The following is a 13907-nucleotide window of genomic DNA, read 5'->3' as shown; positions in this document are numbered from 1 at the left end:
TTGATCGCTTCATTCTGTCCGTCCTTCGTTGGGCGGACTCTAGCTATTCCTGGCGGAGTTTCAGGGGATCACGTCATCAGGAATGACGAATTCCTGTTTTGCGTATTTGCTTACCAGCAACTCGATCGAATAATCTGTTTGGTAGAATTCAATGCGCTTGGAGCGAGCAACAATTTCAGCTTCGGCTGCAGCGAGCTGCTCCGCTGGAATCCTAGACTTCTTGACAGCGTTTGCCATTCCGATTCCCTGCCTGCAATCAGAAGGCGTAGACCGAAACGGTTGCGAGGAGAAGTTAGCTTCGCGCCATTTCGCCATCAACGGGCGATTGGCTTAACCGGACCCGTTCCAGATGCTGGAGGATCGTTTTGCCAATTGCTTCACCCAGCTTGGGAGGCACGGCGTTTCCGATCAATGTTCCCAGTTTGGAGAAAGAAACCCTTTCCCCCTTTTTTAGGAAGCGATAATTCTTAGGGAACGACTGGATGATCGCTGCCTCGCGCAGGCTTATCGCGCGATCTTGTTCAGGGTGCCCGAACCGGCCGTTCCCGAAGCCATAGCACTGTGTGGTCATAGTCGGAGCGGGCTTGCTCCATTCCATCCGGCCGTATACCGCCGGGTAAGTTTTGCCTGTTGCGCGAACGTGACATTGAGCTCGAAGAGCTTGAGGCCAATCGCGCCACGTACCACCAGGCTTAGAGGCGCGAATCCGCTCCAAGTTTGTTTCCGAAAGACTAGCTGCTGCGTGAAGAGGATCGCAAGGATCGGTCTCCCCCGCAGCAAGTTTAGGGAGAGTTGCTATCACGTCCTTTACGGTGAGGCGTGGTTCTGTCGGTGGCATTAGCTTGATCGGACCCAAGCGCGAACCGATCAGGACGAGCCGCTTTCGCGACTGTGGAATTCCGTATTCTGAGCAATCTATCTCGTCCCAATGAGTGTGGTAGCCAGCAGTCTCTAAGGCCGCCACGAACTCTTTCCAAATAGGTTGGGTGCCGAGACCGCGCACATTCTCCATCGTTACAATTTCAGGCTTACACTCTTCCACCAGGCGCTTGAACTGCCGAAGGAGGGTCCACCTATCGTCAGCAGTTTTTCTGCTTTGAGAATAGGTCGAGAATGGCTGGCAGGGCGCGCAGCCCGCCAGCACCCGGACGTCGGCATCACCGTACCAGAGAGCTAAATCCTCTGCGGTCACTTTGCTCACATCGCGGCAAACGAACTCCGCCCCCGTATTTTCCTCCAGTGCCCATTTGCAAGCAGGGTCAAGATCGACTCCCGCCGCAACGTTGAGGCCAGCAGTCTTGAGGCCAAAGGCCAAACCGCCTGCGCCACAAAAGAGATCGACGACCTTTACGGTCGGTTCGCGATCAGTCGGGAGGTGAACAATCTCGATCATCGCGCCGTGCTTATCATATCCCACGATTCTGTTTACCCTGATCATAGCGCCGCCGACGAGACGGCCTTGCCCTGTTGCGCCAAGGACTCGTCAGAATCGGACGTGGGTAGTTTACCGCCGGTCCTATACTCCCCCATCCCCGCTTGAACCGCGCCCCGCCTGCCTCTAAGCCTTGGGGAAACAGGAGGATCACCATGCTGGCGCTCGGCATCATCTTCGGCTTCATCGCCGTCATGGCCCTGATGAACTTCGTCGAGTTCGGCCGGGTTGACTGACTCTGCGACCTCGGGCCGGGGCGTCGCCCTGGTCACGGGCGGGGCGCGGCGGATCGGGCGGGCCATATGTCTGACCCTGGCCAGGGCCGGGTTCGATGTGGCGATCCATCATCACGCCTCGGGCGAGGCGGCGCGGGATCTGGCCGAGGCGATCGGCGGCCTGGGCCGGCGCGCCTGTCTGTTGCAGGCCGATCTGACGGACGAGGCGCGGGTGCGCGCCCTGGTTCCGGCGGCGGCCGAGGCCCTGGGACCGGTCACGGTGCTGGTCAACAACGCCTCGGTGTTCGAGGACGACCGGATCGGCGGCCTGACGCGCGACAGCTGGGACAAGCATCTGGAGACCAATCTGCGGGCGCCGATCGTTCTGGCCGAGGCCTTTGCCGCCCAGACGGTGGAAGGGGCGATCGTCAATCTGCTGGACCAGAAGGTGCTGAAGCCCGACCCGCGCTTCTTCTCCTACAGCCTGTCGAGAAACGGCCTGTGGTGGGCGACCCAGACCCTGGCCCAGGCCCTGGCGCCGGGCATTCGGGTCAACGGCGTGGGGCCGGGGCCGACCCTGCCGTCGATCCATCAGACCCCCGAGGAATTCGCCGCCGAGGCGCGCGCCACCCTGTTGCAGACGCCCGGCAGCCCGGAGGCGGTGGCCGAGGCCGTGCTGTGGCTCATTGACGCGCGGATGGTGACGGGCCAGATGATCGCCGTCGATGGGGGCCAGCATCTGGCCTGGCGCACCCCGGACATCCAGGAGTAGGTCGCGTGGTTCAGTCGTCGTCGGTGTCGCCGTTTCCGGCGGACGAACCGCTGCGCTGCGAGCGGCTGAGCGTCTTCGTGCGCGGGCTGGAGGTTCAGGCGGGGATCGGGGTCTATGACCACGAACAGGGGCGGCTGCAGACCCTGGTGATCGACGTGACCCTGGAGCTGGAGCCCCGGCCGATCGAGCGGCTGGCTGACACCATCAACTATGAGACCGTCGCCGAGGCCGCCCGCGCCATCGCCGCCGAGGGCCATGTGGGACTGGTGGAGACCTTCGCCGACCGGCTGGCGCGGGCCTGTCTGGACGACCGGCGGGTGATGCGGGCCAGGGTGCGGATCGAAAAGCCCGGCGCCCTGTCGGCCGTGATCGCGCCGGGATGCGAGATCGTTCTGGCGCGATAGGTTGCGTCCGCCCGCCTGGGCGGCCATTGTCCTTAACAGTCCAGCCGTCTCGGCGGCGCGAGAGAAGCGTATCCTGTCCATGGCCGAACCCGGCGATCCGCAAGGCTCAGAGTCCGCACAGCCCCAGGCCGCGTCCGACGATCAGGATCACGACGCCCTGGTCGGCTTCGTCTCGGCGGCTTCGCTGGCGGGGCGGCGCCGAGAGCCGGAGGCGACGCCCGCTGCGCCGGTCGCCGCGCCGACCAGGGCCGAGCCCGTGACGCCGGCCCCTGAGCGCGAAGCCGATCTGTTCGATCCGCCCGAGCCCCAGCCCGTTGCGGCGCCCGCCCCCGCCCAGCCGGGACCGTTTGACCGGTCCGTGCGGCCCGGCCCGGTGGACGCCCTGCGCGACAGCCTGGGGCGCCGAAAGGAACAGCCGCCCGCGCCGATGAGCCTTTACGCCGTCTATGTGCTGATCCTGTTGGCCGTGCCGACCCTGGGGGTTTCGGCGCTTCTGGCCCTGGTGGCCGTGACCGGGCGCGACGGGCCGCAGGAGCGTCTGGCCGCCAGCCACTTCCTGTATCAGAGGCGCACCCTGTGGATCGCCGCCGTCGCGGTGGTGCTGGGCGGCCTGCTGGTGATCGTCAATATCGGGGTCTTCGTCCTGTTCCTGTCGGCCCTGTGGATCTTGGCGCGCGGCGTCTTCGGCGTGATGCGTCTGAAGGCCGGGCGGCCGATCGACAATCCGCGCAGCTGGCTGTTCTGAAAGGACGACCATGATGACCGAACCAAATTTCACCCCCGGCCAGGAGCCGGAAGGCAAGGTCGGCGCCCTGATCGCCTGGGCCCTGTTCATCCTGTCCATCCCCAGCGCCAATGTGCTGGTCCTGGTCGGGCTGGTGGTGGCCTATGTGACGCGCGGCACGGCGGCGGGCGTGGCCCGCCAACACATCGACGCCCAGATCCGCCTGTTCTGGTCGGTCTTCTGGTGGACCATCGCCGCCTGGGTCGGCATCTTCGTCAGCGCCCTGGCCTCGGTGGTGCTGATCGGCATTCCCTTCCTGCTGCTGTTCCTGCTGATCTGGTTCCTGCTCAGCGTCTGGTTCACGGTGAAGAGCGTGCTGGGCCTGATCAATCTGTTGCAGAACAAGCCGATCTGACGCACTCGCCGATGGAACGTCCCGGCGCCCCAAGCTGTTGAGGCAGAAAGGGAGTTGAGCATGGGACCGTTCACCGACGCCAGGGGCGACAACCGCTTCGAACAGGTGTTCGACGGCGAGGGCGGAAGCGGACGGGTCTGGGCCGACTACGCCGTGCGCGGCGGGGCGCGGATGATCCTGCACGTCGAGGCGGACCAGAGCCTGCGCGGCTCGGGCGCCGCCGGGCGCTTCATGCAGGCGATGGCCGAACATGCACGCGAACACGGGCTGAAACTGTTCCCGCAATGCAGCTACGCCGTGGCTTGGCACAAGCGACACCCGGACTATGACGACGTCCTTGCCTGAGGGCCGGACCCCCTGGGGTCAGCCCAGGCGGCCCACGATCGTGCGTATGGTCTCGGCCCGGGTCGGCAGGTCGGCGGCCAGGCGCGTGGCGATCTCGCGAACGCCGACCGGATAGGCGTCGCCGCCCGAGGCGATGTCCTTGGCCTTTTGCGCGGCTTGGCTGAGCAGTTTCTCGAACTGGTCGATCTCTTCCAGGGCCAGGGCGTGCGCCTCCATCTGAAGGCGTTTGACCCGCTCAGCCGTCGTCTCGGGCGCGCGCATCAGGTCATAGACGGCCGCCTCAGTCCCGACGATGCGGAGTTCGGGCTTGGAATCGGCGCTGGTCTTCTTGGTCATGGAATCGGTCCTCAGCAGAGCTGATGACTGAAGATGATCAAGACCGGGCCCTGCGTCGAGCGGGGCTGTAGCGGTTGTGACGGTTCTGTGGCCGTCCTGCATCGGTCGGGCGGATAGAGCGGGGCTTACAGCTCCGGGGCGCGGGCCGGGACCATGGCGGGGGCTGCGACCGGGGCCAGGACGCCGCCGGCCACCGCGCGCAGGGGCGAACGCGGCGTGTGCAGGACCGACGGATTGACGCTGACGCCGTCCTGGGCCGGGGTGACCAGGAAGCCCTTCTTCGCCAGGGCGTCGCCCGAGCGGACGCGCGAGGTCCAGACCGCGATCGGTGCAGCCAGCAGCAGGGGCAGGACGATCGGGGCGAACCAGGTGGCCAAGTCGGGGCGGACGCACAGGGGCGCGATGAAGCCGACGCCGGCGATCATCTGCCAGCGCATGGCGCGGAAGGCGTCGGACCAGGCCAGGCCGTCGGCCTCGCGCTGCTGGGTGGCCCATCCGGTGTCGTGGCCGGACAGGATCTGAATGAAGGCCTTGGTGTTGGCGACCATCAGAATGGGGGCCAGGATGGCCGACAGGGCGATCTCGGCCGCCATGCCCTTGGCGATGGCGCGGCGTCCGCCGAAGGCGCGCCGCTCGGCCGGGCGGCTGAGCACCAGGGCGGCGCCCATGAACTTGGGCCCGATCAGCAGGACGCCGGACAGGAAGGAGGCCAGCATGAAGGGGGTGAACTGCGGGTTCAGGATGTAGAAGAAGCTGGTCCAGTCGACCGGATAGAACATCTGGATGAACAGGCCGACCATCAGGGACGCCATCCACAGGGGCGAGGACAGATAGGCCATGCAGCCCATGGCCAGCTGCAGGCGGCTCATCGGCGACAGGCCCTTGGCGCCGATCAGGCCCAGGTGCTGCAGATTGCCCTGGAACCAGCGGTGATCGCGGCGGATGAAGTCGGTGATCGACGGCGGGGTCTCTTCCCACGACCCTTCCAGGGCGGCGCTGACGTGGACGGCCCAGCCGGCGCGGCGCATCAGAGCGGCCTCGACCACATCGTGGCTCATGATATGGCCGCCGAAGGGCTTCCTGCCCTTCAGATGGGGCAGGCCGCAGCAGGCGGCGAAGGCGCGCGTGCGGATGATGGCGTTGTGGCCCCAGTAGCTGGATTCCGAACCGGTCCAGTAGGCCAGGCCGGCAGCGGCGACGCGGCCGTACAGGCGCACCGAATATTGCGACACCCGGGCGAAGATGGTGCGGGCCTTGATGATGACGGGGGCGGTCTGGATCAGGCCGACGCCGGGGTTGCGCTCCATGGCGTCGACCATGCGCAGCAGGGTCTCGCCGGCCATGGTGCTGTCGGCGTCCAGAACGATCATGGTCTCGTAGGCGCCGCCGAAACGACGGACCCATTCGGCCAGATTGCCGGCCTTGCGCTCGGTGTTCTCGGTGCGGCGACGATAGAAGGTCTTGCAGCCGGCGGTCTGGCGGAAGGCCTGGAAGACCGAACGCTCGTCGGCGGCGGCCTCTTCCTTGGTCGAGTCGCTCAGCACGAAGATGTCGAAGGCCGAGGCGGCGCCCAGGCGCGTCAGCGAGGCGTCGATCATCGCCAGACGGGCGAAGGAGGCGCGGGCGTCCTCGTTGTACAGCGGCATCAGCAGGGCCGTGCGGGTGCGCGGCAGGGCCGGGTGGGGGGCGAAGGACAGGTCGGCCTGGTCCTTGCCGCGCAGCATGACGAACAGGCCCATCAGGCCGCTGACGAACCAGCAGGAGATGGCGGTGATCAGCACCATGAAGATGCCGAAGGCCAGAACCTCGGTCCCGTCCCAACCCTTGCGGGCGTAGAGATAGAAGGGGGCGATGGCGGACAGGCCGGTCAGGACCAGGGTGCCGGCCAGCAGCATCAGCCGGCGCAGGCCGACCGCGCGCGGGGAGGTGGCGGGGATGGCCTCGGCGACGGCGTCGGGCGCGGTCAGGGACTGGACCGGCATGGCCAGCGGCGCCTCGTCGGGCAGCCAGGACCAGGCCGGGCCCTGCGGCGCCGGGTTAAGGGTCTCGATTTCAGCCTGTTCGACAGGCCGGATCGCCAGCTTGTTCATGCCGCTCTGAGCGCCCCCGTGTTGACCAGCCGCGCTTCCGAAGGCAGGAAGGCGGTGCGCGCTGCATCGCAGCACGACCCCTATAGTCGATCACATTCGCGCGATTTTCAATCACGCAATGTTGATAGGGGCGAAAAATTCGGGGTTTTTTTACTCACCCGCCGCCGCGACCTGGGCGACGGACCCGCCAGACGGGGATTTTATCGCTTCCTGCAACAACTTGCGGTCCAGCAGCCAGGCGGCGACGCCGACCCAGCCGACCAGCACCAGGGCGTAGGCCCGCTCCCACCAGCCGACGTTGGCGTCGTTGACCGTGCCGGGAAAGATCATGTGTTTTGTAACAACGGTCAGGCACGCCATGATGACAAAGATGGCGGTCAGGAAGATTTTAAGCCGGGGCAGATCCCGGCGCGACGCAAGACCCCAGAGCAGCAGCACCGGCGCCAGCTGAATGCCCAGGGCCAGGTTGATGACCATGTGGCGCGGGTCCGGCCAGGGGTAGAGGGTCGAGGCCGACATGCCCGCCCCGGCCAGGACGAAGACCGCCGCGATCACGGCGCCCGCGATCCGCTTCTCCGTCAGGGCGTAGACGGCCAGGCCGAAGCCGATCCCCGCCACGCCCGCCATTATGCCGGCGATGAAGACGCCGCCGTTGAAGATGATCGGCGCCTGGGCCGTCGAACCGCCCAGCTCGCTCAGATACTGGGTGGCGTTGTCGAAGCCGGGATAGGCGGCGATGGCGGCCGCCACCACCGTCAGGGCCAGGAGCGGCGCGGCGATCCCGACGGCCAGCAGGCGACGACGGCGGTGATAACGGGCGGCGGGACGTCGCAAGGCCTCCAGATCCAGCGGCCAGGGCCGTCCGTCGGCGGGCTTCAGACCCCACAGAGGACGGATGGCGGGGATGCGCTTTACGACCTCATAGACGGCGAAACTGCCCAGGAAGGTGATCAGGAGCAGGGACAGGGCCTCCAGACCCGCCGGCAGATGGGCAGGCCGAATGATCCAGACCGCCGCCACCAGAATGGTCTGGTGCGCCAGATAGAGGGGGAAGGTCGCCTCGGTCAGATAGGTCAGAACCGGCCCGCCGCGTGACCGAAGATGCCGGCTGCCGAAGCCCAGGATGGCGACGATCGTCGCCCACTGGTCCAGGCCGTAGACCATGGCCTTGGGCACGCCCCAGAAGGCCCGGCCCCCGGGGTGCCAGACCTGGGCCATCATGATCGGCAGGGCGACCGCCGCCAGCCCCAGGGCGACCCAGCGATACCGCTCCATGTCGCGCCAGATGCTCTCTCGCCCCACGATGCTGAAGCCGAAGATGAAGGCCGCCAGGGAAAGGGCGTGATTGTACCAGTCCCAGTGCAGGACATTGGTCACCCCGAACCAGGGGAACAGCAGGATGCGGATGGCGATCAGATAGAGGATCGGCAGGATCAGGAGGCGCGGCCCGACCAGAGACTTCTCCAGCCACGCGCCGATCCGGTCGATCAGGCCCGGCCGTCGCCACAGCAGTATGGTGACGACGCTGTAGGCGGCGATATAGACGATGAACCACAGATGGTTGACCGGCACGCCGTCGGCCAGGCCGCTGAAGCTGAACTCGCGCACCATCCAGGCGGCGTAGCCGGCAAGGCCATTGGGCCAGCCGGCCTTGTCCATGGCCTCGATCCAGGACTGGATCGGCACCAGGACCACGGCCCCGAACAGCAGGGGCGGAACCAGGCGTTCGAACCGCGCCCGGGCCACCTGGCGCGGCGTGCGCCGGAAGGTCATGAACCGCAGGGCCGCGCCCGACACCAGAAACAGCAGGGTCAGCCGCCACGGATTGGTGATCAATATGGCTTCGCGCATCCACTCGAAGGTGTGGACGCTGTGCACGTGCCAGCCGTAGACCCCGTAGACCAGGCCCACGTGATAGACGATCAGCAGGCCGAACGCCCCCACCCGGATCCAGTCCAGATCATAACGGCGCGCGGACGAGGGGGCGGAGGGGGGCACGGCCGCGTCTATGATCCGGCGCGGGGCGTCAGGCAATACGGCGGATGGTCTCGGATCTCCTCAGACCACGGCCTCGGTCAGACCCAAGGCCTTCAACGTCTCGCTGATCGAGGCTTCCTGCTCCGCCTGATACAGGGCCATCTCATCCAGCACGGCCCGGCCCAGGGCCCGTTCGAAATCGGCCTTGGCCGGATCGACGGCATAGGCTTCGCGCACCTCGGCGCCCAGGTTGGACTGGAAGATTCCGGCCGCGCTGACGGGCAGGAAATCCTCATAGGTGATCGGCTCCGCGACGACGTGACCCAGGGCGATCAGGGCCTCCAGATCGGTCGTCTCGGCGCGCCCGGCCAGGCCCTGCGGCGTCGCGCGATAGCGGAACCAGGCCAGGCCGTTCCGGCGCAGGGCCGACCAGTCGTCGGGCAGGGCCGAAAAGTCCTTGCTGGCCAGGGCCGCGTCGTACAGGGCGCGTCCCGTCGGGGTCAGGGCGCAGCCGCGCTGCTCGATCTCGCCGAAGCGGGCGGTGTGCACCCCCTGGACGGCCCCGTCCGCGCCGGGGAAGGCGATGGCCTCCTGCAGGGCCTTGAAACTGGTCTGGCGCAGAAGGATCGGGCAGGCGCGGGCGGGCGGCCCCTCGATCGTCTCCTTGGGCGTGATGCCCCGTTCGGGCATGGCGGCCTGGGCCGCGTCTATGTCCAGGGTGCGCGGCGTCAGATGGTTGATGTGCGGCCCCTTGAAGCTGACCACGTCCGCGATCAGCCGGTGGGCCGCGACCAGCCGCTCATAGACGGAGGCGCTGACCGTCGCCTCGGCGTGCCAGCGGAAGGTCTCCAGCAGTTCGGACACGAAACGGTCGGCCTGGTCCTCGTCCAGGCCGCCGGCGGTCTCGGCCGCCTCGATCAGCGCCCGCGCGCCCGGGGTGAAGATGTCGCGCCGGGCCAGGGCCGCGGCCGCCTCCTGACGCAGGTCCTGATCCTCGATCAGCTCCAGCCGCAGCAGGGAGCAGAAGACCCGGAAGGGATTGCGCGCCAGGGCCGCCGGATCGACCGGGCGGAAGGCGGTCGAATGGACCGGCACCCCCGCGGGGGCCAGATTGTAATAGCTGACCGGCGCCATGCCCATGACGGCGAAGGCGCGGGCGATAGTGGCCAGTTCGTCCGCCGTGCCGACGCGGATGGCGCCGTGCCGTTCCTCAGACAGCCGCGCCAGTTCGCCGGCTGCGGCCAGCCGGTCCGCCCCCGCCGGATCGGCCTTCAAGGCCTCGGCGTTGACCTCGGCCACCAGGGTCAGCAGCTCCCCGTACTGAGGCACCTCCGCTCGGTACATGGCCGACAACGCGGCCGAGAAACGGCTGCGGATCTCATCGGGATGGACGAAGGCGGACATGGCGGCTCTCCCTTGGGCGTTTTCGGCTTCCCTACGCCTGTCCGCCGCCGACGCCTAGCCGGAGGCGGACAGGACATTTCGCCCGACCGTCATCCAAGGACGTCGGTCAGGCCCTCACGCCGATCCCGATCGGACAGACCACGCCGGTGCCGCCGATGCCGCAATAGCCGGCCGGATTCTTGGCCAGATAGCCCTGGTGATAACCCTCGGCGTAATAGTATTCGCCGGCCGGCTGAATCTCGGTGGTGATGGCGCCGCGCCCGGCCGCGGTCAGGGCCGCCTGATAGGCGTCACGCGACGCCTCGGCCTCGCGCTGCTGATCGTCGTTCAGAGTGTAGATGGCGGACCGATAGGTGGTGCCGACGTCATTCCCCTGGCGCATGCCCTGGGTCGGGTCGTGGTTTTCCCAGAAAGCCTTAAGCAGGTCGCCGTAGGTTATGACCGACGGGTCAAACACCACCTTGACCACCTCGGCATGCCCGGTCCGGCCGGTGCAGGTCTCCTCATAGGTCGGATTGGGCGTGATTCCGCCCGAATAGCCGGCCGACGTCACCCAGACGCCCGGCAGGGACCAGAAGACCCGCTCCACGCCCCAGAAACAGCCCATGCCGAAGATCGCCGTTTCAAAACCCTCGGGATAGGGCCCCTTCAGCGGATGGCCGCTGACGAAATGGGTTTCGTCCGTCGCCAGGGGCTCGGCGCGTCCGGGCAGGGCGGTCTCGGCGGTGGGCAGTTCGGCGGTCTTGGTCAGCAGCATGGGGTTCCCCAATAAGGAAAATGTCGTCCGCCCCCATATGGGGACGTCACAGGCGCTTGCCGAGGGGGCCATGGTGTTCTATCAGGCCCGCCTCCCGCCGGATCGACCTCCGGCGGCGCGCGCGAGCTGGCGTGAAACGGACAGGTGGCGGAGTGGTCGATCGCGCACGCTTGGAAAGCGTGTGTAGGTGAAAGCCTACCGAGGGTTCGAATCCCTCTCTGTCCGCCACGCGGCAAAAAATACTACTCAAAATCAAAATCTTACCTCCTGATACGTCTAACCTTGCGATTGTGGTTAGACAGGCTTGTTCTGGGTTCGTCTTTCAGCCGATGCGTTTCATGGCGCCGTCAGCGAGGCCGCGACGATTGGCTTCGCGTGTGTAGCGCTCGACTTCTTTCAGGCTTTGGTGGCCTGTGATCGACATGATTTCGTGCGGCGAGCATCCTGCTTCGGCTAGGCGTCGCGCCGCCGCCTTGCGCAATCCGTGCGCCGAGCAGTGCGGCAACCCGGCGCTAACAGCAGCCTTTTTGATCCAGTTGCCGAAGCCCTTCTCGGTATAGGGTTTGCCGTCCTTCGCGATCAGGATGACCAGATGCCCAAGCTTTTGGGAGGCAAGTGACGTCTGAAGGCGGGGGTGTTGAGGAATATCGACGGGTTGGCCCGTCTTGTCCTGACGCACGATCACCCGATCGCCGGCGATCTGGTGGATCGTCATCTGCCGTACGTCGCCGGATCTTTGAGCGGTGTAGAGCAGAAGATCGAAGCCCAGGCGCTGTTTCGACCCGATCGGCCATCGTTCTTCGAAACGAGCGACTTCGTCCTCGGTCCAGGTGTGGAAGCCCTCGCTCCGATACCGCAGGGGCCTCACGCCAATGGTCGGGTCGTTCCGGATCATGCCCCGCTCGACAGCGAACCGGAGGACGGCGCGCAGCACCTTCAGCATGTTGTTGGCCGCCGCTGGCGTGTCCACCATGCCGTCCATCTGGGCCCGGATGTGATGGGCCTCCAGCATGGCCACCGGCCTGTCGCCGTACTTGTCCCGGTAGCGGTCGAAGATTCCCTTGTAGGTCTTCTGTGTTCCTGGACGGAGCCGAGTGTAGTTCGACGAAGCGTAGAAGGCGACGCCGAGAGCGTGGATGCTGCCCGGCTGGGTTCGCGCGCTGGCCACGGGCTTGGGCGTCGCACGGGCGGCGAGGTCATACCAGGCCCACCACGCCTCCGAACCGAAGAGTTCTTTGGTCTGGGATTCAGGCAGGCCTGCTTGCCGAAATCGCCACCTCAACACCCCATGACGGTCCCGGTAGGCGGAAACGTAGCGCGGCTTTTGCTTCAAGCGGCCCTTCCGGCGACAAGGTCTGCATCCCAAGGATTGGCGTCGCGATCGGCGCCGTCGTCCGGCAGGGCGAAGAAGGCGCGATCCAACGCGTCGCGATCCCATACTTTCCGCGCGTCAATCCGCTTGGGCGACGGCATCCTGCCATCAGTGACCATCTCGTCGAACTTACTGACGCTGACGCCGATGTACTGGCTTGCGATTTCTCGGCTTAAGCCTCTCGGCGGCAGGCTAGTGGGAAGCTGAGGGATGCTACGTTGTCTCACCCGAAAACCTCCCCTGCCCAATCAATCCCGATCTCGATCAACGCTTCTTGAGCTTCGAGGTCGCCCCAGCCAGCGCATCGATATGCATCTTGGATCTCTTCCTCATCAGGGCCAGGTTTTAGCGTCCACAGCGGCTTGTCTGCAGCTTCGACGATTGTCTCGGCGATCTTCTTAAGATCGAGCGTTGTGCAGGAAAGAGAACGTTTCTGGCCGAGGAATGATGTTACAGCTGAAGCGTCTTTCAGCAGTATGAATGGAACGTTGTATTCGGGCCAGGGCGCTGTAGCGCAAGCATATTGATATTTGGGCGGATAGATTTTGACAGGCTGAAGACTATCGTCTGGTTTGTAGACTGAGTCAGGGGCCTGTATTGCCCAACGCAATACCTCCCTCTTGAGATCGTTAATGTCCAGGAAGATGCTGAGATGCGGCATGCCCAGGTCGCTCATAACTCCGCGCACCATTATCTCAATGAGATCGTCGACCCTGTGGCGAGCCCAGCCTTGATCAGGACGAGCCAACAGGCCGCGGCGTCGCCAGTCGCGCTGAGCGGCAGGTTTTATGCCGGTAATTCGGGCGATCTCACCCGCCGTAAAATCAGACGAGTCGAGGTGGGAGGCGGAGAAGTAGGCCATGCGTGCTTGTAGGCACGATTTATTTTTGGCGTCAAGATGGTGCTTGCAAACACGATCTGGCGACTTTAGCGTTTCGTCGCGACGCCAATGTTGAGGCCGAGATGGGCGTTAGAATTTTAAACGCCGCTTTGGATATGTTCGGGTTCGATGAACGTAGTTAGTCGAGCGGCTTTCGGTGCCGGAGGACATTCATATGGCGCGATATGGGATCTTGATGGGGGCGCTGGCTGTTTTGGTTGGAGTTATCTATCTCCGGCGAAACTGCGTGTCCGGCGATCCCTCCACTTGGCCTCTGCGGCAGCCGATCGCTGACTATCGCGCTGAAGTCGCGCGTTATGGCGAGGTGCTCGGCGTACCCGTGCCTGACGAACGCATCGATCAAGTCCTCAAGGCCGTCGCTCGCGATTCCGTGGATGTTTTCGGATCCAAGGAGGCGGCAATGCGGTTCCTTCTCGCCTCTCCTATCGAGGATGCTCTCGTCGCCACAGATGTCCTGAAAACCTCCGGATTGAGCCGGGTTTTGAGCCGCATTGACGGTCTTAGGTTTGGGGCCTTCTCGTGATGTCGAATGGATCTGGCCGCAGTTCTGAGAAGCCCCTGCGCCTAGAGGGTGGCTTTTCCGCCGCGAAGTCGCCGTTACGAGGTTGGAGGACGAGGCGGCCCCTGGTCAGGGGCGCTTTTTGGAGACGCTGATGGCGTGCACACACTACGCACACCTGCGATGTCTGTAAATTATTGATCTAAAACGTCTAAATTTTTGCCCCCCTTGGGTAACTAGCCGCACACTTCAGACTTTATGATA

General features: G+C 65.2%; 15 protein-coding genes and 1 tRNA gene. 7 read left to right on the top strand and 9 right to left on the bottom strand.

Translation table 11 applies throughout. The annotated features are described in order from the left end of the window. Positions 1-60: 60 nt before the first annotated feature. Together AC1RKE_RS15230 and AC1RKE_RS15225 are read right to left on the bottom strand one after the other, a co-directional pair. On the bottom strand, positions 61-237 hold the full coding sequence (locus tag AC1RKE_RS15230) for a hypothetical protein (protein ID WP_492897394.1): 177 nt from the start codon (positions 235-237) through the stop codon (positions 61-63). Positions 238-292: 55 nt separating this feature from the next. Continuing rightward, a complete protein-coding gene (locus tag AC1RKE_RS15225; RefSeq protein ID WP_228185996.1) occupies positions 293-1393 on the bottom strand; it encodes a DNA cytosine methyltransferase in 1101 nt (366 codons plus the stop codon). A gap of 267 nt (positions 1394-1660) precedes the next feature. Between AC1RKE_RS15225 and AC1RKE_RS15220 the strand changes: the two genes are divergently transcribed. From AC1RKE_RS15220 to AC1RKE_RS15200, 5 genes are read left to right on the top strand one after another with little or no spacing between them, the layout of a single operon-like run. Further along, positions 1661-2419 (top strand): SDR family oxidoreductase, encoded by a 759-nt coding sequence (locus AC1RKE_RS15220; protein WP_395941886.1) that lies wholly within the window; start codon positions 1661-1663, stop codon positions 2417-2419. A gap of 5 nt (positions 2420-2424) precedes the next feature. Beyond that, positions 2425-2823: a dihydroneopterin aldolase gene (folB, locus tag AC1RKE_RS15215; RefSeq protein WP_395941885.1), complete on the top strand. Its 399-nt coding sequence runs from the start codon at positions 2425-2427 to the stop codon at positions 2821-2823. Between the two features lies 1 nt (position 2824). Continuing rightward, positions 2825-3568, top strand: a complete 744-nt coding sequence (locus tag AC1RKE_RS15210) for a DUF4870 family protein (RefSeq protein WP_492897391.1) — start codon at positions 2825-2827, stop codon at positions 3566-3568. Positions 3569-3581: 13 nt separating this feature from the next. Continuing rightward, entirely contained in the window at positions 3582-3962 is a 381-nt protein-coding gene (locus tag AC1RKE_RS15205) for a hypothetical protein (protein ID WP_395941883.1), read from the top strand. Between the two features lie 60 nt (positions 3963-4022). Further along, positions 4023-4307, top strand: coding sequence for a GNAT family N-acetyltransferase (locus AC1RKE_RS15200; protein ID WP_348684633.1), 285 nt, complete (start codon positions 4023-4025; stop codon positions 4305-4307). Positions 4308-4325: 18 nt separating this feature from the next. Here AC1RKE_RS15200 and AC1RKE_RS15195 read toward each other — a convergent pair whose 3' ends face one another. From AC1RKE_RS15195 to msrA, 5 genes are all read right to left on the bottom strand, one after another. Then, positions 4326-4643: a hypothetical protein gene (locus AC1RKE_RS15195; RefSeq protein ID WP_182713972.1), complete on the bottom strand. Its 318-nt coding sequence runs from the start codon at positions 4641-4643 to the stop codon at positions 4326-4328. A 125-nt stretch (positions 4644-4768) separates the two neighbouring features. Next, the gene (gene mdoH, locus AC1RKE_RS15190) at positions 4769-6733 is read right to left on the bottom strand and encodes a glucans biosynthesis glucosyltransferase MdoH (RefSeq protein WP_348684634.1); all 1965 of its coding nucleotides are present in this window, start codon (positions 6731-6733) and stop codon (positions 4769-4771) included. A 150-nt stretch (positions 6734-6883) separates the two neighbouring features. Then, positions 6884-8731 (bottom strand): acyltransferase family protein, encoded by a 1848-nt coding sequence (locus AC1RKE_RS15185; RefSeq protein WP_395941881.1) that lies wholly within the window; start codon positions 8729-8731, stop codon positions 6884-6886. 60 nt (positions 8732-8791) lie between these two features. Then, on the bottom strand, positions 8792-10114 hold the full coding sequence (locus AC1RKE_RS15180) for a VOC family protein (RefSeq protein WP_395941880.1): 1323 nt from the start codon (positions 10112-10114) through the stop codon (positions 8792-8794). A gap of 106 nt (positions 10115-10220) precedes the next feature. Then, on the bottom strand, positions 10221-10871 hold the full coding sequence (msrA, locus tag AC1RKE_RS15175; RefSeq protein ID WP_054764969.1) for a peptide-methionine (S)-S-oxide reductase MsrA: 651 nt from the start codon (positions 10869-10871) through the stop codon (positions 10221-10223). Between the two features lie 138 nt (positions 10872-11009). On the opposite strand from msrA, the gene AC1RKE_RS15170 reads away from it, so the two are divergent. Next, positions 11010-11099, top strand: a tRNA-Ser gene (locus AC1RKE_RS15170). A 94-nt stretch (positions 11100-11193) separates the two neighbouring features. Here the strand turns inward: AC1RKE_RS15170 and AC1RKE_RS15165 are convergent. Then, positions 11194-12204, bottom strand: coding sequence for a tyrosine-type recombinase/integrase (locus AC1RKE_RS15165; RefSeq protein ID WP_348684481.1), 1011 nt, complete (start codon positions 12202-12204; stop codon positions 11194-11196). A gap of 262 nt (positions 12205-12466) precedes the next feature. Further along, positions 12467-13105 carry a hypothetical protein gene (locus tag AC1RKE_RS15160; protein WP_348684480.1) on the bottom strand — a complete coding sequence of 213 codons (639 nt, stop codon included), beginning with the start codon at positions 13103-13105 and terminating at the stop codon, positions 12467-12469. 193 nt (positions 13106-13298) lie between these two features. On the opposite strand from AC1RKE_RS15160, the gene AC1RKE_RS15155 reads away from it, so the two are divergent. Then, positions 13299-13667, top strand: a complete 369-nt coding sequence (locus AC1RKE_RS15155; protein WP_348684479.1) for a hypothetical protein — start codon at positions 13299-13301, stop codon at positions 13665-13667. Positions 13668-13907: the final 240 nt, after the last annotated feature.

This window comes from Brevundimonas sp. GW822-FHT03E11 (assembly GCF_058801445.1).
Note: the sequence above shows the minus strand (reverse complement) of the source record. Positions and strands in the feature narration are given on the sequence as shown.